The organism is Peribacillus sp. JNUCC 23 (assembly GCF_053653995.1).
The window spans coordinates 2,792,356-2,813,468 of record NZ_CM132202.1 but is presented as its reverse complement, the minus strand read 5'-3'; the positions used below and the strand labels follow the sequence as shown (position 1 = coordinate 2,813,468).

At 38.5% G+C, this 21,113-nt stretch carries 19 protein-coding genes; 16 read left to right on the top strand and 3 right to left on the bottom strand.

The genetic code is table 11. The annotated features are described in order from the left end of the window. Nucleotides 1-16 precede the first annotated feature (16 nt). Nucleotides 17-1,339, top strand: a complete 1,323-nt coding sequence (gene lysA, locus JNUCC23_RS13625) for a diaminopimelate decarboxylase (RefSeq protein WP_454211924.1) — start codon at nucleotides 17-19, stop codon at nucleotides 1,337-1,339. A 190-nt stretch (nucleotides 1,340-1,529) separates the two neighbouring features. On the opposite strand, the gene JNUCC23_RS13620 is transcribed toward lysA, so the two are convergent. Continuing rightward, complete coding sequence (locus JNUCC23_RS13620) at nucleotides 1,530-2,390, bottom strand: DUF1002 domain-containing protein (RefSeq protein ID WP_454216074.1); 861 nt, start codon at nucleotides 2,388-2,390, stop codon at nucleotides 1,530-1,532. A 775-nt stretch (nucleotides 2,391-3,165) separates the two neighbouring features. Between JNUCC23_RS13620 and JNUCC23_RS13615 the strand changes: the two genes are divergently transcribed. Then, nucleotides 3,166-3,525 carry a GNAT family N-acetyltransferase gene (locus JNUCC23_RS13615; protein WP_062178477.1) on the top strand — a complete coding sequence of 120 codons (360 nt, stop codon included), beginning with the start codon at nucleotides 3,166-3,168 and terminating at the stop codon, nucleotides 3,523-3,525. Between the two features lie 295 nt (nucleotides 3,526-3,820). On the opposite strand, the gene JNUCC23_RS13610 is transcribed toward JNUCC23_RS13615, so the two are convergent. Continuing rightward, the gene (locus tag JNUCC23_RS13610; RefSeq protein ID WP_403072081.1) at nucleotides 3,821-4,345 is read right to left on the bottom strand and encodes a DUF309 domain-containing protein; all 525 of its coding nucleotides are present in this window, start codon (nucleotides 4,343-4,345) and stop codon (nucleotides 3,821-3,823) included. Nucleotides 4,346-4,646: 301 nt separating this feature from the next. Here JNUCC23_RS13610 and JNUCC23_RS13605 point away from each other — a divergent pair, with 301 nt between their 5' ends. Then, complete coding sequence (locus tag JNUCC23_RS13605) at nucleotides 4,647-6,779, top strand: YhgE/Pip family protein (protein ID WP_454211922.1); 2,133 nt, start codon at nucleotides 4,647-4,649, stop codon at nucleotides 6,777-6,779. 274 nt (nucleotides 6,780-7,053) lie between these two features. Here the strand turns inward: JNUCC23_RS13605 and JNUCC23_RS13600 are convergent, their stop codons facing one another. Next, entirely contained in the window at nucleotides 7,054-7,146 is a 93-nt protein-coding gene (locus tag JNUCC23_RS13600; RefSeq protein ID WP_082674982.1) for a YjcZ family sporulation protein, read from the bottom strand. Between the two features lie 426 nt (nucleotides 7,147-7,572). Between JNUCC23_RS13600 and JNUCC23_RS13595 the strand changes: the two genes are divergently transcribed. From JNUCC23_RS13595 to JNUCC23_RS13535, 13 genes are all read left to right on the top strand, one after another. Next, nucleotides 7,573-8,340 carry a segregation/condensation protein A gene (locus JNUCC23_RS13595; protein WP_403070486.1) on the top strand — a complete coding sequence of 256 codons (768 nt, stop codon included), beginning with the start codon at nucleotides 7,573-7,575 and terminating at the stop codon, nucleotides 8,338-8,340. Further along, nucleotides 8,327-8,908: an SMC-Scp complex subunit ScpB gene (gene scpB / locus JNUCC23_RS13590; RefSeq protein ID WP_403070489.1), complete on the top strand. Its 582-nt coding sequence runs from the start codon at nucleotides 8,327-8,329 to the stop codon at nucleotides 8,906-8,908. The genes JNUCC23_RS13595 and scpB overlap by 14 nt, the downstream gene beginning before the upstream one ends. Before the next feature lie 115 nt (nucleotides 8,909-9,023). Next, nucleotides 9,024-9,512, top strand: coding sequence for a DUF3907 family protein (locus JNUCC23_RS13585; protein WP_062178489.1), 489 nt, complete (start codon nucleotides 9,024-9,026; stop codon nucleotides 9,510-9,512). 189 nt (nucleotides 9,513-9,701) lie between these two features. After that, on the top strand, nucleotides 9,702-10,574 hold the full coding sequence (locus JNUCC23_RS13580; protein ID WP_454211919.1) for a superoxide dismutase: 873 nt from the start codon (nucleotides 9,702-9,704) through the stop codon (nucleotides 10,572-10,574). Between the two features lie 190 nt (nucleotides 10,575-10,764). Next, the gene (locus JNUCC23_RS13575; protein WP_454211917.1) at nucleotides 10,765-11,919 is read left to right on the top strand and encodes a serine hydrolase; all 1,155 of its coding nucleotides are present in this window, start codon (nucleotides 10,765-10,767) and stop codon (nucleotides 11,917-11,919) included. Continuing rightward, entirely contained in the window at nucleotides 11,912-12,505 is a 594-nt protein-coding gene (locus JNUCC23_RS13570; protein ID WP_403070500.1) for a nucleoside recognition domain-containing protein, read from the top strand. Before JNUCC23_RS13575 ends, JNUCC23_RS13570 begins: the two co-directional genes overlap by 8 nt. 5 nt (nucleotides 12,506-12,510) lie before the next feature. Continuing rightward, entirely contained in the window at nucleotides 12,511-13,047 is a 537-nt protein-coding gene (locus tag JNUCC23_RS13565) for a spore maturation protein (protein WP_403070503.1), read from the top strand. A 494-nt stretch (nucleotides 13,048-13,541) separates the two neighbouring features. Continuing rightward, a complete protein-coding gene (rluB, locus tag JNUCC23_RS13560) occupies nucleotides 13,542-14,285 on the top strand; it encodes a 23S rRNA pseudouridine(2605) synthase RluB (protein WP_062178505.1) in 744 nt (247 codons plus the stop codon). A gap of 106 nt (nucleotides 14,286-14,391) precedes the next feature. Continuing rightward, complete coding sequence (resA, locus tag JNUCC23_RS13555) at nucleotides 14,392-14,922, top strand: thiol-disulfide oxidoreductase ResA (RefSeq protein ID WP_454211914.1); 531 nt, start codon at nucleotides 14,392-14,394, stop codon at nucleotides 14,920-14,922. An 18-nt stretch (nucleotides 14,923-14,940) separates the two neighbouring features. Continuing rightward, a complete protein-coding gene (gene resB, locus JNUCC23_RS13550; protein ID WP_403070510.1) occupies nucleotides 14,941-16,584 on the top strand; it encodes a cytochrome c biogenesis protein ResB in 1,644 nt (547 codons plus the stop codon). A 12-nt stretch (nucleotides 16,585-16,596) separates the two neighbouring features. Continuing rightward, complete coding sequence (gene ccsB, locus JNUCC23_RS13545; RefSeq protein WP_454211912.1) at nucleotides 16,597-17,775, top strand: c-type cytochrome biogenesis protein CcsB; 1,179 nt, start codon at nucleotides 16,597-16,599, stop codon at nucleotides 17,773-17,775. Nucleotides 17,776-18,336: 561 nt separating this feature from the next. Further along, nucleotides 18,337-19,056 (top strand): response regulator, encoded by a 720-nt coding sequence (locus JNUCC23_RS13540; protein ID WP_062178515.1) that lies wholly within the window; start codon nucleotides 18,337-18,339, stop codon nucleotides 19,054-19,056. Continuing rightward, nucleotides 19,053-20,828, top strand: a complete 1,776-nt coding sequence (locus JNUCC23_RS13535; protein WP_454211910.1) for an ATP-binding protein — start codon at nucleotides 19,053-19,055, stop codon at nucleotides 20,826-20,828. Before JNUCC23_RS13540 ends, JNUCC23_RS13535 begins: the two co-directional genes overlap by 4 nt. Nucleotides 20,829-21,113: the final 285 nt, after the last annotated feature.

The following is a 21,113-nucleotide window of genomic DNA, read 5'->3' as shown; positions in this document are numbered from 1 at the left end:
AAAGGGAGAGACATATATGCACTTTTATGGAACAGGAAAAGTAAATGATGCAAGACATCTTGAAATAGGCGGAGTAGATACTGTACAGCTTGCTGCTGAATACGGAACACCTCTATACGTGTATGATATCGAATTAATTAGAGAAAGAGCGAGAGGATTCAAGCAAACATTTGAAAATCTGGGAATCTCTGCTCAAGTCGCATATGCAAGCAAAGCATTTTCATCAATCGCCATGATTCAACTAGTGAAAGAAGAAGGACTTTCACTTGATGTTGTTTCTGGAGGAGAGCTTTATACAGCATTAAAGGCTGAATTTCCAGTAGAACGAATTCATTTCCATGGCAATAACAAGAGCGAAGAAGAACTAATGATGGCATTAGAGCATCATATCGGCTGTATTGTCGTAGATAACTTTTCCGAATTGGAATTATTAGAAGAGCTGTGTGTGTTTAAAGAGCAGAAGGTAAATATTTTACTTAGGGTAACACCTGGGATTGAAGCCCATACACATGACTATATTCTGACGGGGCAAGAAGATTCGAAATTTGGCTTCGATTTGCTAAATGGCCAAGCAGAGCAAGCGTTAAAGCAAGCTTTAAAAAGTAAGTGGATGAACGTACAAGGACTTCATTGCCATATCGGTTCACAGATTTTTCAAACGACCGGTTTTGTACTAGCGGCAAAAAAGATAATTGGACAATTAAAGAAATGGAATGAAGAATTCGGGTATCAACCACCTGTGCTAAATTTAGGCGGTGGCTTTGGGATTCGGTATACAAAAGAAGATACACCTATTCCTGCTTCTCGATATGTAGAGGAAATTGTTCGTGAAGTTCAAAATGAGCTTCAAGGAACGGACATTCCAATGCCTGAAATTTGGATTGAACCAGGGCGTTCCCTTGTAGGGGATGCAGGGATTACTTTATATAAAGTCGGTTCTGAAAAAGAAGTGCCACAAGTTCGTAAATACGTAGCGGTTGACGGAGGAATGAGTGACAATATTCGTCCTGCACTGTACGAAGCAAAATATGAGGCCGTCCTTGCGAATCGACCATTGGATGAAGTAGAAGAGACGGTTTCTATTGCTGGCAAGTGCTGTGAAAGCGGCGATATGCTTATTTGGGATTTACCTTTGCCAAAGTCTGGCCGCGGAGATCTTCTAGCGGTATTTTGTACAGGAGCATACGGATATTCGATGGCGAATAATTATAATCGGATTCCACGTCCAGCAGTAGTCTTTGTGGAAAATGGAGAGGCAAAGCAAGTGATTAAACGAGAAACGTATGAAGATTTAGTCCGTTTGGATTTAGAATTAAAGGAAATTGTAAAAACGAAATAAAAAAAGTAAAGGGTCAGACCTTGCACTCAAGAGTGTGGTCTGACCCTTTACTATTAGCGTGTGTTCAAAAGGAGGATAAAAAGAACCGAGAAGTTCGAGGACCGGAGAGGCAGAGCGACGAAGAAATTCGACAACTATTTTTACCGGACTTTTTGAACATCCTCTATTAGACAAGCAATTTTATGAAAGCTTAAGAGAAGAAGGATTTTATCGCATCAATCAGGCTAGCAAAAAAGCCTTTAAGCTTATCGAGGAAAGATTGGCCTTCTTCTGATTGGAGGTAGGTAGATAATTTTTCTTTAGCTTCTGTTAATTGATTGCCGACAGCATTCCAGTCAATATTTAACTCCTTCAACTTATTAAACAAGTCAATAAGGCTTTGGATTTGTTGCTCGTTTAAGGTAATTCCTAGTTCTTTTGCAGCAGACTCAATGATAATTCGAACGTCCGCTTCCGTTTTCGGAGGATCTATTGCCATTTTTTCTTTTATCTTTGTCATAAGTGCGGCGGCTTCGTCTGTGCCAACCTGATCACCGAGTTGAGCTGTTTTCACCATCTCTTCATTTGCCGCTTGTTTTACTTCTTCAGGTATGGCTTTATCTGATGAAAGTTCATAGGCTTTAATCACACCAGTTAAAGCTGCCGTCCCTGAAACAGGAATTGGGGCCGTTACATGAATGGTGGCATCTTTGACACCAGCAGTAGCAAGTGCATTGGCATACATCTCTTCTGTAACCCAGTTAATATTCTTTGATTCTACTTTCAATCCTGTACCCGCTTTTTCCAATGTGATGGAAGAAGAAGAGATTGCTCTCGTTCCGATTAATCGGCTTGCAATATAATTTCCTAAATAATCGTGTTCTTCTTTATTGGTAACTGTTAGAATCTCGGCGTCAGCAGGTGCACCCATTTCTGCAAGTAGCATCTGTTTTTGTTCTGCTGTGAGATTTTCACCAAGTGTAATAATCATGTCCCCTACCATGGCATCGGCAAATGCGCGAATTGGTACGAACATACAGAGTATCAGGGCAAATAATCCCCATTTCATCATTCTTTTCATTGTATTTCCCCCTTCAATTAGTAGACGAACGTTTTTAGAAAAAGTTTCATAGTATGAGAGAACCCATTACCCGTCATTGGCTACAGAGAACTACATCCGATAGGTGAGATATAGTGAAACTTACCGCTGTGCTCTTCAGCGGTAAAGTTTGCGCCCTGTGGGTCACGCAGACGAAAGACTAAAGGATGCGGCGTACTTAGTCTGTGATTCATTGAAGCGGGTTCATACTGTCGTTTGATCGAAGCGCAAGCGAAGATCTAGGCAACAGTAGAACGGGACTTACCATCAGTGGTGGGGGCGGGACCCCACCGATAGAAGTTTCACTTTTATAGTATAAGCAGATTGTAGTGAAGTTTCAAAATAAAAGTGGTAAAGCATCTGCTTTTATGGTAAAAAATTGAAAGAATGTTGTCAGAAAGTAAAGGTTGTAGTAAAATGAGGGCATAGATAAATAGAGAGCGGCTACCTATGCCGAAAATTTAATTATATTTCTGTACAAACGATTGATGGTTGATAAGGGAGTTCATGAATGAGAAAAACTAATCTAGCTCTAATCTTCATATTGATTGCACTTGGGCTTACTTGGGGAATCGTATATTGGATATGGATTGCATAAAGTGAAACTTTCATCAGTTTGGGTCAAATTTTTTGTTAAACTAGGGTAAAAAGGAATTTTAGCGAATGTTGAAACAAAAGAAGTTTTTATGTATGATGAATATCAGTTCAATTATTAAAATACAACGTTCTTTTAGTAACGAGGGATATTATGTTAATCAAATATAAAAAAGCATACGAAAAATTTGCTATGGGTCTATTGTCGTTTATGCCTGAGGAAAAGGATATTAAAAAATTACAAAACACGATTAAAGAATACGAAATCAATGATAATTTGCAATTGTATCTTTGGAAGAATGAGGAGATTGTCGGTGCGATTGGAATCGACCTTTCACTTTCTGACGTGATTATCATTAAACATATTTCTGTTAACCCTTCTTTTCGCCAACAAGGGATTGGAAAGACCATGATAAAAGAAATTCAAGAGCTTTTTCCTAATAAAGAAACTAAGCCAAACGAAAATACCGTATCCTTCTTTGAAAAGTGCGATATGATCAAAGAAGTTGAATAATAAGAAAAATGCAAGAGATCAGTACTCATGTAAATAAATAATGGTTAAAAACGAGGATATCCCAAAAAGGGTCTGACCAAGCACGCTATACACAATTCATAATGGTACTGAGGCTTAAATTGAACTGTATATTGTGGGTGCAGGGTCTGACCTTGTTATGGGTAACCCTCGTTTTTATACCTTATTGGGGTAATCAAAAATCTATGAGTAAAGGCTGACGAGAAATCAGTCTTTTTCTTTTGGGCAAAAAGCTTGAATCACTTTCATAATAGACTATTTCTTTTTCTTGGAAGAATCAGTCATTTTTCGTTTTTCGAATTTGCAGCTGTTTGTTACGTTCCAGAATGACCTCTGAACGATCGCGTAATACATGTCTGTTAATAAGTAGAGCATCATTCATGTCGCTTTCTTTCATCCAGTGATAGCCAGCTTCACGGCAATCAGTAAGACAGGCTTCGATTAATCTTTCGTCAGAAATTGGCAAATTGACACTTTGATAAGCCTTTTCTAAGGTAATTCTTTCAGTTAGCTCATGGATGACTTTCATTAGTTCATCGTAATCTATACCAAGCTTGCTGATTTGTGCAGGCTTCATTTGAAGAATATTACCTGCTTTTCGAATGGTCTTTCTTGCGCCAATAAGATTTCCCCTACGGTAATGATAGAGTGCTACGGCTATTTGGATGAATCCTACCCAATAGGAGTCTCTTTCCCGAGGTGATACCTCTTTCCAATATTCTTCTAGAATTTCGTGGCATTCGAAGTAATCCCTGCTAGCATGGAAATGAACTAAAAAAGACACATATTCTTTAGGGTAGATCATTTTGTTCACTCCTATAATTCTTCGTTATCGCCATTGTAGCACAAGGTCTAGCTAGACGTGAATTGGCAGAATAGGAAAGCTTTTTTTGTAAAGAGTTTCATCGACCTGCGAATGTGCTAGGTCTAATGGAGGAATATGATTATTAAATATAAGGTTAAACCAGAAGGTGAAGGGTGAAGTAAAATCTAGGTCACTATTTGTAAATGAAAAGGAAATGGTTCTCGTAATATTTCTGCTGTATGGATATTCTCCAATCATTAAATACTATAGTCAAACTGAATTGTGATTGGGTGGTATAGTGAAAAACATCTGGGAGATTTTTAGGGATGATATAAGGAGCATTACTAGGAATAGGGTTGCGTCAGTCCTCGTTATTGGTCTGATGTTGTTGCCATCTATATATGCATGGTTCAATATTAAAGCGTCTTGGGATCCGTACAGTAACACGGCCGGCATCTTTGTCGGAGTGGCGAATAATGATACAGGAACTTCATTGAATGGTAAGTCAGTGAATTTAGGTAACGAAATTATTGAATCTTTAAAGGGAAATACCAGTTTGGGATGGAAGTTCACGGACGAAAAGAATGCCATTGCTAAAGTCGAGACAGGTGAATACTATGCGACGATTATTATTCCTGCCAATTTCTCGAAGAATATCACAACTGTTTTGACGGATATTCCAGTTAAACCAGAGATTCACTATTATGTGAATGAAAAAATCAATGCCATCGCTCCGAAAATGACCCAAAAGGGAGCTAGTACAATTGTTGAAAATGTCAGTGAAAACTTTGTGAAGGAAGCGAGTGGAAGCATATTTGCCATCTTTAATGAATTAGGAATTGAGCTAGAGAAGGATTTACCGGCTATTGATAATGTGAAAAAGATGGTCTACTGGTTGGAACAGAAGTTGCCTATACTTGAAACTACTACCAAAAATGTACAGAGTGATTTAACAAAAGCTCAGAAAGTCGTCCAACTTGCTAATGAAGGACTTGTCAAAATAAAAGGGATTACTGCAACAGGGGAAGATTTTGCTTCAGGAGTTGACCAGTATGCAAACTCAGCCCAAACGGCCATGAATAAGCTTGATCCACTTATCAAACAGGATTTGGAAACGATTCAAGCGGATGGCCTGTTCGTAAGTGACAAATTGAATCGCTTGAAGGATCCTAACTTATCCACAGATCAAGTCATTGCGTTAGTGAATCAAGCGAAGGCAAGGCTAGATAAGACGGAAGTTGTAATGCAAGGTATACAGGACCTTTTAAAAGGGCTAAATGAATTTAGTGATAATAACCTCTTGCAAGCGGAAATAGATGCTGTTTCAAATCATCTTGAAAATATTAAGCAGCAACGACAAGTTTTAGCCAAAATGATTGAAACAAATAATTTGGCGGAGCAAACCGTTGATCAACTTGCAAATCTTACAATGCAGAATAAAGGAATTGTAGATGGTTTAATCAACAACTATCCTAATGTGACCTTACCTAAATTTAAGGAGGCCTTCTCTCGGGTAGATAGCATCTTGACGGATGCACGTTCTATGATAGAAAAAGGGAAGCTGGCACTCCCAAAGGTCGAAGGGACTTTGCACGATGCGAGTAGAATCTTGACGACAAGCAAGGTAGAGCTAACTATGTTGCAAAAACGCTTTCCAAAATTAGAAAATGAAATAACAGCGTTGGCAGATAAGCTACGTACTTTTGAAAAAGGACATGACATCAAGGAAATTATTGATCTGTTACGTAATAATAGCAGTCAGGAAAGTGATTTCTTCGCTAAACCCGTTCTCCTAAAGGAACATAGCTTATTTCCAATTCCTAATTATGGATCGGCGATGTCCCCCTTTTATACTACCTTGTCGTTATGGGTTGGAGCGACACTGCTTATTTCGATGATGAATGTGAATATATCAGGAGATTATAAGCCGACTAATGTGTATCTGGGCAGATTACTCACCTTTCTAATAATCGGGATGATACAGGCGCTTATCGTATCAGTTGGTGATATTTTCCTTATTGGTACGTATGTAGCTGAAAAGCTCTGGTTCATTTTATTTTCAATCATAATTAGCGCTATTTTTGTTCTAATCACATACACATTCGTGTCTGTACTAGGAAGCGTCGGAAAGGCTTTATGCGTACTTCTGTTAGTTTTGCAAGTTACAAGCTCAGGTGGTACGTTTCCTGTTCAGGTGGCACCTACATTTTTTCAAAAAATCAATCCATATCTGTTGTTTACCTATGGGATTAGTTTGCTTCGGGAAGCTGTTGGAGGCATACTTTGGAGTGTCGTTTATCGAGATTTACTAGTTCTGATAATTTATGCTATATGTATACTTATTTTCGGACTTTTGTTGAAAAAACCGCTTCATCGTTTTGGTAAGAAGATTAAGGAGAAAATGCGACAATGCAGGGTTCTTGAGGAATGAGAGGAATATGTACAGATGAAAAGCAGTTTTGATTACCTAACGGAGTGAACCTGATTTATCTAACAATCAGTAAAAACAAGTCATTGCCTAATTGACGGTATGCCTAAATGGTTTTAATAAAAAGAGGATTTGACTTTTCGTCAAATCCCTTTTGTAAAATGTTCTGAGTCCTGTTAACTAGGCCAAGCATTTCAATTTGTTTTATTAATTAGTGTTTAGTACCGTTATTTTGGAGCTCCTAGTCGCCTTTTTAACAAAGCTTATGAACTAGAAATTAAAACCAAGATGCACCTACGATAATTAACAAAATGAATAATACGACAATCAAAGCGAATCCTCCGCCGTGACCAAATCCTCCATCGCCCATGTTAGTACCTCCTTTAATTCTAATTTCTTTACAGTGTCAGAGTATGCACTTTTTAAGAAAAGTGTTTGGGCAGAAACCCAATTTAGAAAAATGTTCCTAGAAAAAGATGTCCTCTTTGTTTAAGGGCGTGGGGCTTCGCGACTTACTACCAGCCAATCTACTTTGCAGATGTCCTTATTTTATTAAGAAAGTACCTCAAAAGGCGGCTATGCACCGCTACCAAGTGTACTGTGCTAAATGATTTATCCTTTATTTATGGCAAATGGTGACGTTTTAACGCCATATTTGTTTGATACACTGTTGGATAACGGCCGATAATCCACTATACTATAGTGTGGCATATTGTGAACAAGGTAGAAAAAGAACGGATCTTAATTCGGTTTGCCTTAGGATTTGCTACCGAAAATGATGTAATGGGGTTTTGAAATGGCTTATAATATTAAAATTGATGCTTTTGAAGGGCCGATGGATTTACTGCTTCATTTAATCAATCGGCTCGAAATAGATATTTATGATATTCCAATGGCTGACATAACAGAACAGTATCTTAGTTATATTCATACAATGAAACATCTAGAATTGGATGTGGCGAGTGAATATTTAGTAATGGCTGCCTCGCTGCTTGCCATCAAAAGCAAAATGTTAGTACCAAAACATGAAGAGGAACGCATATACGATGAAGAAGGCATAGAATATGAAGAAGATCCTCGTGATGAGCTTGTAGAAAAATTGATTGAATACAAGAAATATAAACTTGCAGCGAATGAATTAAAAATGCTTGAAGAGGACAGAAGTTTAATGTTCATGAAGCCTCCAAGTGATTTAGGAGAGTTTGCAAAAGAAGCCGAAATGAATCATCCAAATTTGAATATAAGCTTGTATGATATGCTTGGCGCTTTGCAAAAATTGCTTCGCAGGAAAAAGCTTCAGAAACCGATGTATACAAAAGTGACGAGACAGGAAGTATCGATAGAAAAACGGATGAATCAAATCATGACGGATCTACAAGCTATTCAAGGTAGAACAAGCTTTTTTAAATTATTCCCAGAGCCAGAAAAAGAGCAGATTGTGATTACTTTTTTAGCAATATTAGAGTTAGTGAAACGAAATGAAATTTTTCTCGAACAAGAGCATAACTTTGCAGAAATATTCGTTGCAACTAAGGATGGTGTAAGAACAATTGGAAGTGATTAATTGGAAAGGTATCGTTGAAGCTCTGTTGTTTGCGGCTGGGGATGAAGGATTATCTCTGAAGCAATTAACTTCAGTGCTTGAAATGGCTGAACTTCAGACAAAAGAAGTTCTAAAAGATCTTAAGGAATACTATGAAGATTCCAAACGAGGCCTTCAGCTAGTTGAAATAGCAGGCGTTTATCAATTGGCTACTAAAAAGGAACATTCAGATTATATTAAGAAGCTTGTAGAATCGCCCGGTTCAGGCGGGTTGTCTCAAGCTTCTCTAGAAACACTGGCCATCATTGCATACAAACAGCCAATAACGAAGGCTGAGATTGAGGAAGTTCGTGGTGTGAAAACTGAGCGGCCTTTGCAGACGCTTATGTCTAAAGTGTTAGTCAAAGAAGTAGGTAGAGCCGAGGGAGCTGGTAGGGCCTATTTATACGGCACAACGAAAGAGTTTCTCGATTATTTTGGACTGAAAACACTTGAGGAATTACCCGCGCTTGGCGCCTCTACCGAGGAAAACTTTGAACAAGGTGAAGCTGATTTATTTTTTGAAAAATTCCAAGAAACACTTGAATGACATTATTATCATAATTGTGGTAATATACTAACAATATCATCTTAGCCGGGCCATAATAGATCGTTGAAGACTAAAATGGATTGGCGGATGAAATTTCTTTAAGGAGGTTTCGCTGTTGGATAATACAATGATTCAGTCTCAGCTAATAAATGTACGAAACTTTTTAGAGATAACGATAAGTGAGCTTGAGACATATCTTAATGAAACGACCATGCATGAGCTGAAGCAAGAAAAACCAGGGGATGAAACGTATTACAAAGGGATTTTATCGACCATTCGCCGCTTGTTGGTGAACAGTGAATATTGCTTGGAGGAATGTCAGATTATCCTAAAGAACACCACTTTTCATAAAGCGGCAGCTGAGAAAACGTTATATCAAATTTTTCATGGGTGTGTGGAAGAATTCTTTACCCCTAGATCAGATGTTTGGTATGAAGACAGTCGTTCTGCCTATACAGGTGCACATGCAATTAGATTCCAAAAGGAAGCCCCTGACAGTGTAGACAAGTTGTTAAAAAATCTTGAAGGCAGCTTTCAAAGAATACGTGAAGAGCTGGAATTTTACGAAAGCGATTATCGAACTAAAATGATGAAATCGAATTGATTATAAAAGAAAAGCCGATTTGCGTAGGATCCACTCGCAAATCGGCTTTTTGTTTACTCGGAATATTCTTCACACAACTGTAATCGTTTCATAGGATAGTTCAGAATGGGCGATGTTGATCATGGTTGACCCAAATTCCAATCCGTCAAAAAAGGAAGATTCCCGTGATATTGGAGGAGAACTCAAACGATGAATAAACAGTATTTGGAAGATGTTGAAGAATGGCTTCGGGGTGTTGCGAACTATCTTGACAAAAGACAGGATGGTACTGGCGATTTACGTGATGAACTGGATCAACTTTTAGAATGGACATCTGGAATAAACGAAGAGGAACTGTCTGCAACTGATATCGAGCAGCTTCAGCAACGTATCCATATTCTCCATCATAACGTAACCAAACTTGCACAAAAGGATCAGGAGCCAAATTTAAATAAATCAGTGCCAATAGGAAAACACACACTTCCACCTCTCCCATACGCCTACAATGCATTAGAACCGGTCATATCAGAAGAAATTATGAAACTTCATCATGATAAGCACCATCAAGCCTATGTAGATGGACTTAACAAAGCCGAACTTATGATGCAAAAAGCACGTGAAACCAATGATTTTTCCTTAATTAAACACTGGGAAAGAGAAGTTGCTTTTCATGGATCAGGACATTACTTACACACCTTGTTTTGGGATATTATGAGTCCGAAAGGCGGCGGGAAACCCAATGGGGGTTTGCTACAGCAAATCGAGCATGACTTTGGCAGCTTTGAAGCCTTTAAAAAACATTTTAGTGAAGCGGCAAAAGCAGTTGAAGGGATTGGGTGGGCGCTATTAGTATGGGCACCTAGGGCAAAGAAGTTAGAAATTCTTCAGTCGGAACGACATATGATTTTGACGCAATGGGATACGATTCCCTTACTTGTTTTGGATGTTTGGGAACATGCCTACTATTTGCAATATAAAACAAATCGAGCAGGCTATGTGGATAACTGGTGGAGAATTGTGAACTGGCCTGAGGTGCAATATAGATTTGACAAAGCAAGTCAACTTACATGGAAAACTCAATAATAAAACAATGAAAAGAACAATTGTAAAAACCAAGTTGGTTCATACTATGCTTGGTTTTTTTGCGATTTTAATGAATCTTGGTGAGTTCAGACCCCAGAGAACATAAGACGAGCACCTTGTGCTTTTCTTATCATATCCTTTGACTTTGTGCATAAACTTGTACAAAACCATAAAGGGACGAGGGGACTGCATGCGTTTTCGATATCGAGTTTTGCCATGCATATGCATGGTGATAATCGTTTTTACATTCTTTCCAGCCAAAGCCAAAGCCAGCCTTCCTGTAAGTGCCCATAGTGCAATTCTAATGGATCAGGACAGCGGACGAGTTATGTATGAGGAGAATGCCCATGAAAAAAGCCGCATTGCTAGCATAACAAAAATCATGACAGCAATCTTAGCAATAGAATCTGGTAAATTAGAAAGTACGGTAACAATAAGCTCGAATGCTGTTGGGACGGAAGGGTCTTCTCTTTATTTGAAAAAAGGCGAAAAAATCACGCTGGAGAACTTAGTCTATGGGTTAATGCTACGTTCCGGAAATGATGCAGCTGTAGCTATCGCAGAAGAGGTAGGCGGCAGTTTGGACGGGTTTGTCTGGATGATGAACCAAAAGGCAGAGGAAATCGGCATGACAGATAGTCATTTTTCAAACCCGCATGGACTCGATAGCACGGAGAACCATTACTCGACTGCTTATGATATGGCACTATTAACACGTTATGCCATGAAAAATGAGACATACAGGGTGATTTCAGGCACGAAAAAGCATCGAGCTTCGAATTCCGAAGAAGACTGGGACTATGTTTGGAAAAATAAAAATCGTTTGCTTACTGGGCTGTATGAGTACACAACAGGAGGCAAGACAGGCTTTACAAAGCTTGCAAAGCGGACCTTAGTTTCAACAGCTACTAAAGATGATCTAAACTTGATCGCTGTCACATTAAATGGTCCAGATGATTGGAACGATCATATTTACATGTATGAACATGCCTTTTCAGATTTTAAACCAATTGAATTGTTACAAGCAGGACCTGTTAAGGATGTAGGGATTAAGCAATATAAAGGGAAAATCTATGTGAAGCACGCCTTTACCTATCCGCTTTTGGATGAAGAAGAAAAAAATGTGGAAGTAAAATTCAAACTAATTAAGCCAAAGAAAGAATGGAAAGACGAACGGAATACACCAGAGATTGTCGGGAAAGCAGAAATATTTTATGACAATGAGCGGGTTGGATCTCGGTCAATCTTTTATGGGGAACCTCAAGAAACGTTTAGTGAACAAAACTTGAGCAAGATTTGGACGGATTTCATACAATTCTTTGTAGGGATTGGTCGCCATGATTAATTATATATGGGTAGGCATGACTTTGATTGGTGTCATATTTGCCATGGTAAATGGGACAATGGATGCTGTTAATGAAGCATTGTTTAAAGGGGCGAAGGAAGCTGTTACCCTTTGTTTAGGGTTGATGAGTATTCTCGTGTTTTGGCTTGGCTTGATGAAAATTGCACAGGATTCAGGCTTGCTGGACAAGTTATCTGCATTATTCCGTCCTTTTATTAGATTGTTATTTCCGGAAGTACCAGCAAATCATCCTGCATTGGGCTATATCTTATCTAATATGATGGCTAATTTCTTCGGGTTGGGCAATGCAGCGACTCCGCTCGGAATAAAAGCGATGGAGCAATTGAAAATATTAAACGGCGGCAAGGACTCAGCGAGTAGATCCATGATTACCTTTCTGGCTATTAATACGTCAAGCATTACCCTCGTTCCGACAACAGTCATCGCGATTCGTATGACGTATGATTCAGCCTCACCAACAGATATTGTATTTCCTACCATCATTGCAACGGCGATTTCTGCTGTAGGGGCAATCCTTATTGATCGTTATTTTCATAGAAAACGAGTCCGGAATGGGAGGAGGTAGCTTGTATGCAGTGGATGACCGTTATATCCATTTGGATGATTCCATTTTTAATTTGCGGCATCTTGTTGTATGGAACGTTTAAAAAAGTTCCCACCTATGAGACGTTTGTAGAAGGAGGAAAAGAAGGAATCCAGATGTCCTTTTCAATCATTCCTTTTTTAGTTGGTATGCTTGTTGCTATTTCTGTTTTTCGCGCTTCTGGGGCCCTTGAATTTTTTGTTCAATTTCTGAGACCTTTGCTTGAATTTCTCCATGTTCCAGCAGAAATCGTTCCTCTTGCCATTATCCGCCCAATTTCAGGTACGGCTGCCCTTGGGATGACAAGCGATTTAATATCTGTTTATGGACCAGATTCTTTTATCGGCAGACTTGCAGCAACGATACAAGGAAGTACGGATACGACGTTGTATGTGTTAACGGTTTACTTTGGTGCTGTTGGGATTAAGAAAATGGGTGATGCGTTGAAAGTTGGATTGCTGGCAGATTTAGTCGGCCTTATTGCCGCAATCGTAGTAGTGACTCTTGTTTTTGGAGGTAAATAATGATTGGATGGGGATGGATGATTCCGTCTCTTTTTTTTCTGAAAAACTAGTAAAACCATAATAAATAAAAGTGTTTTCGAAATCTTGGCAATTTGTCGAAATATCGTCACCTTTTTTTGGCTAAGAACCAGATGTCTGTGGTAAACTCATATTGAATAATTCTCCATATTACTGTGGAAAAGGGGCTTCGCTTCGCAAAATCAGCTGAGCACCGCCACCTTCTTAAGGTGATACAATTTGAGTACCTGAACCTTTTTCATCGTTTCTCTTTAGAGTAGACGTTCATGGATGTTTTTAATGAAAAAACTGTCAAAACGATCGTCTTTTTTTGAAGCATAACACTGGTTGGTAACTGCTCATTTTTAAAGATAAATCATCTCTTTTCTTTAAAAAATTTCATTCACCTTCTTTTTTTCGGTACAATGTGTAATAATTGTATGATTACGTTACTACTACAAACATGTTAAAACAACATTTGATGAGGTGGAAGATAGATGGAGAGATTACAAAAAGTTATTGCACATGCTGGTATGAGCTCAAGAAGAAAAGCAGAAGAGTGGATTCAAGAAGGAAGAGTAAAAGTAAACGGTACAGTCGTGAAAGAATTAGGAATCAAAGTAGGACCGAATGATAAAGTAGAGGTAAATGGTGTCCCGCTTGAAAAAGAAAAACCTGTTTATTTCCTGTTTTATAAACCGCGTGGTGTCATCTCTGCTGTGTCGGATGATAAAAATAGAAAGGTCGTAACAGATTACTTTTACGAAATTGAGGAGCGGATTTATCCTGTGGGACGCCTTGATTATGATACATCCGGCTTGCTGTTGATGACAAATGATGGAGACTTTGCTAACGTCTTAATGCATCCGAAGCATGAGGTAGATAAAGTATATGTTGCAAAGGTAAAAGGAATTCCACTGCGTGAAAGTCTGAAGAAGCTCGAAAAAGGTATCGTATTAGAAGATGGAAAAACAGCACCTGCGAAAGTGAAGTTTCTCTCCAGTGACAAGAAAAAACAGAATTCAATCATTGAAATAACGATTCATGAAGGAAGAAACCGTCAAGTAAGAAGGATGTTTGATGCAATTGGTCATCCGGTTCAGAAATTGAAAAGAGAGCGTTATGGATTTTTAACATTACAGGGCCTTACTACAGGGGATGCCCGTGAATTGACGCCTCATGAAGTGAAACAACTAAGAGCATTAGCAACCACCGATGGGAAAAGCAACAGACTAAAATAAAGAAAAACTTAAAATAGGGGTATTACAGTCTTTTAAATTTGGCTAAATTTCAACAGATTTAACGTACCATATTGAAATGATGTAAGAAGCGTGTAGGGGGATGGATATGGATAAAAAACAGCGCCGGCTGATTATGAGAACATCAATCCTTGTTCTTTTAGGTGCAGCTTTAGTCTTTTCATTGTATGCGAATTTTACAAAAGACAAAGTAGCAGCCGTTCAAAAGGGTGACATGGCTCGGGATTTTGTGTTAACCGATATGGATGGGAATCGGCATAAGCTTTCTGATTATAAGGGGCAGGGAGTGTTCTTGAATTTTTGGGGTACATGGTGTAAGCCGTGTGAATATGAAATGCCGTTTATGGATAACCAATATCAGAAATATAAAGATCAAGGTGTGCAAATTCTTGCAGTTAACGTTGGAGAATCCGATTATTCTGTCAAAAAATTTGCTGAGAAGCATCAATTAACATTTCCTATTATGATTGATAACAACAATCAAGTGCAAACGGCTTATAAAGTAGATCCGCTGCCTGTTACCTTTTTAATAGATAAAGATGGAAGAATTGTGGACACACTAACTGGCAGTTTAAGTGAAGAGAGCATTCAAAAACATATGGAGAGAATTAAACCATAACATTGGGGAGTTTTTGACATGAAAGAAGTGGTGAAATGTGAGTGTGGCCATGTGAATCCGCATGGCACTATTTTGTGTGAATCTTGCGGTCGGGTACTAGATGAAACACAAAAAAACTCAAAGATGATTGATATGCGTTATGAGGGGAGCGCACGTCGATCACAAACCTATAATAAATCGATGATTGATAAGATTTGGAATTTCTTTTCTTCTGTAAAGGTAGGCGTCAGTTTGATCGTGATCTTACTCATCGCATCATCTGTGGGAACGATTTTTCCTCAAGAACAATACATACCTCCCACAGAATTACCTGAAGTTTTTTACGAAGCAGAGTACGGCTTTTTAGGCAAGTTGTACTATTTATTAGGATTTCATAACTTATACAGTTCGTGGTGGTATTTAATTTGTATCGCGATGCTTGGGACTTCTCTTCTGATTGCAAGTATTGACCGCGTTGTTCCTCTTTATCGATCACTGAAAAAACAGAAAATCGCGAGACATGAAGGTTTTTTAAAGAAGCAGCGAATCTTTGGGATAACGAATACAGACAAACAGGCCAGCGATTTTGAAGAAATCAAGAGAAGTTTGGAATCTAGAAGATATAAAGTCAAAGAAGAAAACGGCAACTTACTCGCGGAAAAAGGACGATTCTCTAGATGGGGTCCATATGTCAACCATGCTGGTCTCATCATCTTTTTGATTGGTGGGATGCTTCGATTTTTACCAGGAATGTATGTCGATGAGGTACTTTGGCTACGTGAAGGCGAAACGAAAGAAATCCCCGGAACGGAGGGGCAATACGCCCTGAAAAACAATCAATTCAAAGTAGAAGTGTATGATAAAGAAAACGAGGAAGACCAAACATTCAATGCTGCCATTGATAAAGTGGGAACAATCGTAAAAAATTATCAAGCTGATGTAACACTTTATGAAAAAGAAGGCAATTCTCTTCCTGGGGAAGATGCAACATTAAAAAAGATCAAAGACCATGCGGTCAAAGTTAATTTTCCATTAAAACACGATCATTATGCGCTCTATCAAGTCGATTATAAACTTGATGAATTAAGTGAAATGTCATTTAATCTAATGAATAAAAGCACGAAAGAAACGTTTGGAACGATGACTATTTCGTTGGACGATCCCAAAACTATGTATGAGTTGAAGGATGGCTATTCAGTTGAGTTAATGAGTTATTTTCCTGATTTTGAATTTGATGAAAATCAGGAACCTGTTACTAAATCAAGAATTCCAAACAATCCAGCCTTCATATTTAACATGAAGACACCAGATAAACCAAAAGGTGAAGTCAGTTTTGTTGCTATTCAACAAACGCTTGAGCCACTAGGAGAAAATACATATAAGATGGCTTTTGCAGGAGTTGATACACGAAACGTTACAGCGCTTACTGTCAGAAAGGATCTAACTCTATGGATCTTCTTCGTTGGCGGCGGCATATTCATGATCGGTGTTATTCAAGGTGCTTATTGGAATCATCGACGTATTTGGATTCAAAGAAAAGACGGGGAAATTTGGCTGGCAGGACATACAAACAAAAACTGGCATGGATTAAAACGCGATATATCCATGATTCTTGAAGGCACGAATCTAAACGAGCCAGAAGATCAGTTGGAAGCCAAACATATTGGAGAAAAAGAGAAATAAGGTGGGGTATACGTGGCAGAATTAAGCGCTAACTTGTTATATGCTTCTTTTGTCCTTTATTTAGTCGGTACATTTTTCTTTGGCGGCGCTATAAAGGAAAAAAAAGGAGCATCAGAAAAAAAACAAAATAAATGGGCGATGATTGCCATTTGTTTAACGGTATTGGGGTTTGTGTCACAACTTGGCTATTTTATTATAAGATGGATAGCAAGTGGACATGCTCCAGTAAGTAATTTATTTGAATTTACAACCTTTTTTGGCATGATGCTTATTGCTGCATTTATTTTGCTTTATTTTATCTACAAAACACCTGCGTTAGGACTATTCGCTTTACCGATCGCCCTTCTTATCATTGCTTATGCAAGTATGTTCCCTCGGGACATAGCACCACTCATTCCGGCACTTCAGAGTGATTGGTTGCATATTCATGTAACGACGGCGGCGACTGGACAGGCAGTACTGGCTATTAGCTTTGTTGCTGCTATATTGTATCTTGTAAAATCTGTTGATCAAACGCAAAAGAGCAAGAAGACCGCTTGGCTTGAAGTAATCATGTTCACAATGGTAGCAACACTAGGTTTTATCATCATCACATCGACTTTTTCTGCAATGGATTATAAAGCGAACTTCACATGGATGAATAAATATGATAAAGAAGATGTGTTTGAATATCATTTGCCTGCGTTGATTGGCCCTCATGAAGGGGTATTAATGACAGAAGGGAAACTGGAACCACTCGTAAAAATGCCGGCGATTATCGACGCAAATAAAGCAAATACTGTTGTATGGTCGCTTTTTTCTGGAATAATTTTATACGGTTTAATTCGCTTGATTTTTCGTAAAAGGGTGGCGGCCATTTTCAAGCCGTTGGTTAAGAACGTAAACTTAGATTTAGTCGATGAAATCAGCTATCGATCGATATTAATCGGCTTTCCCATTTTCACACTTGGCGCTTTAATTTTTGCGATGATTTGGGCACAAATTGCCTGGACACGTTTCTGGGGATGGGATCCTAAAGAAGTATGGGCTTTAATTACCTGGCTGTTTTATGCAGCGTTTCTTCACTTACGCCTTTCAAAGGGCTGGCATGGAGAAAAATCAGCATGGCTTGCGGTAGTAGGTTTTGCCATCATTATGTTTAATCTAATCGTCGTGAACTTGATTTTAGCTGGACTTCATTCATATGCATAACTAAATCAAGAGGCGCTTCCATTCATCAGAAAGGATCGCCTCTTTTTTATATGATAGGCTAGGTTTGGTGCGAAAACTTGTTAACCCACTAATATCCTACTTCAATTTTTTTATGGGAATCAAGAAAAAATAGGTAAGGGATAAGCAGCCTAATCTAACTATGAAAGGTTTACTTTATCCCGCATTAACGGGCAGTAAGACCCCCACCTCAAGGCTTAGAGGAAACGAAGAAGAGTAGGTGGGGGACAACTGCCCGTAAAAGCCCGGTTGGTTCAACTAACAATCAGTGGGGATGAAGAACCCCCCACTGATTGAAGTTTCACTTTATTATAGGCTTTGCTAAAAGGCCTGCGAAACTTTGGTTTGACACAAATAGGCCAATAATCTCTTTTTAATAGTATTAAAAAAAGATTGTTGTACTCGTAGTAGAATAGGACATGAAAGCCTGAATAAGTGAAAGATTTGTGACAAACATAATATTCATTCGTACAAAAGCAGAAAGAGAATAGAAATGCCCGCTTTCATTTTGTAGAATAGAGGTAAGAAAGGGTGCAAACATACATGGGAAATCCGATTAAAATTTTAGTTGTAGATGATGAAGATAGAATTCGTCGCTTATTACGAATGTATCTTGAAAGGGAAAACTATGAAATTGATGAGGCGGAAAATGGGGATATTGCGCTCACGAAGGCAATCGCAATTGATTATGATTTAATTCTTCTAGATATTATGATGCCTGGTAAAGATGGAATCGAAGTGTGTCGAGAATTAAGAGAAAAAAAAGCGACACCTATTATCATGCTTACGGCAAAAGGAGAAGAGGTTAATCGAGTGCAGGGCTTTGAAGTAGGCACAGACGACTATATTGTGAAGCCATTTAGCCCTAGAGAAGTTGTTCTACGGATAAAAGCATTGTTGCGCCGTACCGCTTCAAGTACGACATATGTACAACCTGATACTGCTACGAAGGATGTTATTGTGTTTCCTCATTTAACAATTGATCATGATGCACATCGTGTAACTGCTGATGGGGTAGAAGTATCATTGACTCCAAAAGAATATGAATTATTATATTTCTTGGCCAAGTCTCCCGACAAAGTGTTTGATCGTGAGCAATTACTAAAAGAAGTGTGGCATTATGAATTTTTTGGAGACCTTCGAACTGTAGATACCCATGTAAAACGACTGCGTGAAAAGTTGAATCGCATATCGGAAAATGCAGCTAAGATGATAACAACCGTATGGGGTGTTGGGTATAAGTTCGAAGTTATACAAGAATGAAGCTATGGAGAAGTGTAGTTGGCAAGTTATGGGCGACCATTTTATTATTGGTATCCCTCGTTTTAATCATTTTAACGATTTTACTCGTCGAGTTTTTTGGGAATTTTCAAATTGATGAAGTTGAAAATAATTTAATGAAGACCGCAAAACGTATTGTCGAGATAACCAATACCCATGCTGATACAGATGAAGTTTTACAGATTGCATCGGAAATGATCGGTATAGAAACCAAAATGCTCGTTTTGAATGATGAGAACATTATTTTCAGCTCAGAAGCAATGGAGAAATACGGTGTTAATCCAGAATTTCTAAAAAATGACCCTAATCTAATCAAGGTTTTCACAAAAAGGGAAATGGTGAAGAAAGAACTGCTGCTTCCACTGAAAGTTGGTAATCAAAAGATTTCAGCCATTGTTGTTGGGGTTCCGCTTGATTTAAATGGTCAACAAGATGAAGTCTTTCTCTTTCAATCGTTAGAAACAATGGAAGAAGCCATTACATCTACTACAAAGTTCATTTTGCTTGCAGCTGGAGTCGCAATTATCCTCACAACAATCTTTGCGTTCTTTTTATCAACGAGGATCAATGCTCCATTAACGAAAATGCGGGAAGTAGCATTTGAAGTGGCTAAGGGGAAGTTTGATACAAAAGTACCGATTGTAACAGATGATGAGATTGGTGAATTGGCGATTGCTTTTAACCAAATGGGTAAACAGTTGAAGAATAACATGAGTGCCTTAAACCAAGAAAAAGAGCATCTAGCTAGCATTTTAAGAAGTATGGCAGATGGAGTCATTACGTTTAATAGAGATGGAACCATTTTGCAAACAAACCCGCCTGCAGAGCGTTTTTTGCATAGTTGGACTTTCGAGAAACTTGAGAATAATGGAATGGTTCCGTCTGTACTCATGAATTTATTTGATCGCTCGGAGCTACTTGACAAAGAACAAGTTGGTGAAATTTCTTTACAAGGTCATGATTGGGTGTTAATCGTCAGTCCGTTATATGGAAGTGAGAGCATCCGAGGTGCAGTTGCGATTATCCGTGATATGACGGATGAAAGGAAAATGGATAAACTCCGTACTGACTTCATTGCGAATGTCTCCCACGAATTGCGAACACCAATTAGTATGCTTCAAGGGTATAGTGAAGCAATCATTGATGATATTGCTGAAAATGAAGAAGACAAAAAGGAAATGGCAAAGGTTATTTATGATGAATCGCTCAGAATGGGACGACTCGTTAACGACTTGCTTGATTTAGCCAGATTAGAATCGGAAAATATGCAACTTTGTTGTGATTGGATCCAAATGGAAGATTACTTAGAAAGAATCGTCTATAAATTTTCGGGACTTGCTAAGGAAAAAGAAATTATTTTGATAACTTCATTGAGAAATCCGCATCTTGAATGGACGTTCGATCCTGACCGAATTGAACAGGTATTGACGAATTTAATTGATAATGCGATTCGTCATACGCCGATTGGTGGAAGAGTTGAAATCATTCAACGACTAGATGAACGCCATGGATTGATGATAGAAGTGAAAGATTCAGGTTCTGGAATTCCAAAAGAGGATTTAGCCTTTGTGTTCGAACGCTTTTATAAAGCAGACAAAGCAAGAACTAGAGGGAGTTCAGGTACAGGTCTGGGGCTTTCTATCGCTAAAAATATTATCAATGCACATGATGGGAAAATATCGGTGAACAGCTTGATTGGAGTTGGAACCACTTTTACTTTTAGTTTGCCTCGAAAAATGAAAGAAAATGAATAAAACACGAAAATCTTGCCGGAAAATCTTGTTTCATAAGAAACTTTCATGGCGTTAAAACACCTTTCCTAGTATTAAGGTAGATTGATTGCAAACAGAGAAACTGACTTCAATTAGGTGGGAGATCGGAGCAACATAATAGTAGATGTCCATACGAAATCTAGTTTACTATTCGATGTAATGGGTAACCGTTTTAAGTTATACCGTCTACTGCTATACAAACGAGTAAGGCATTAGAGGAGGCGGTTCGTGCTATCCTCTATTTGTCTATGGAAACAGCATGAATCC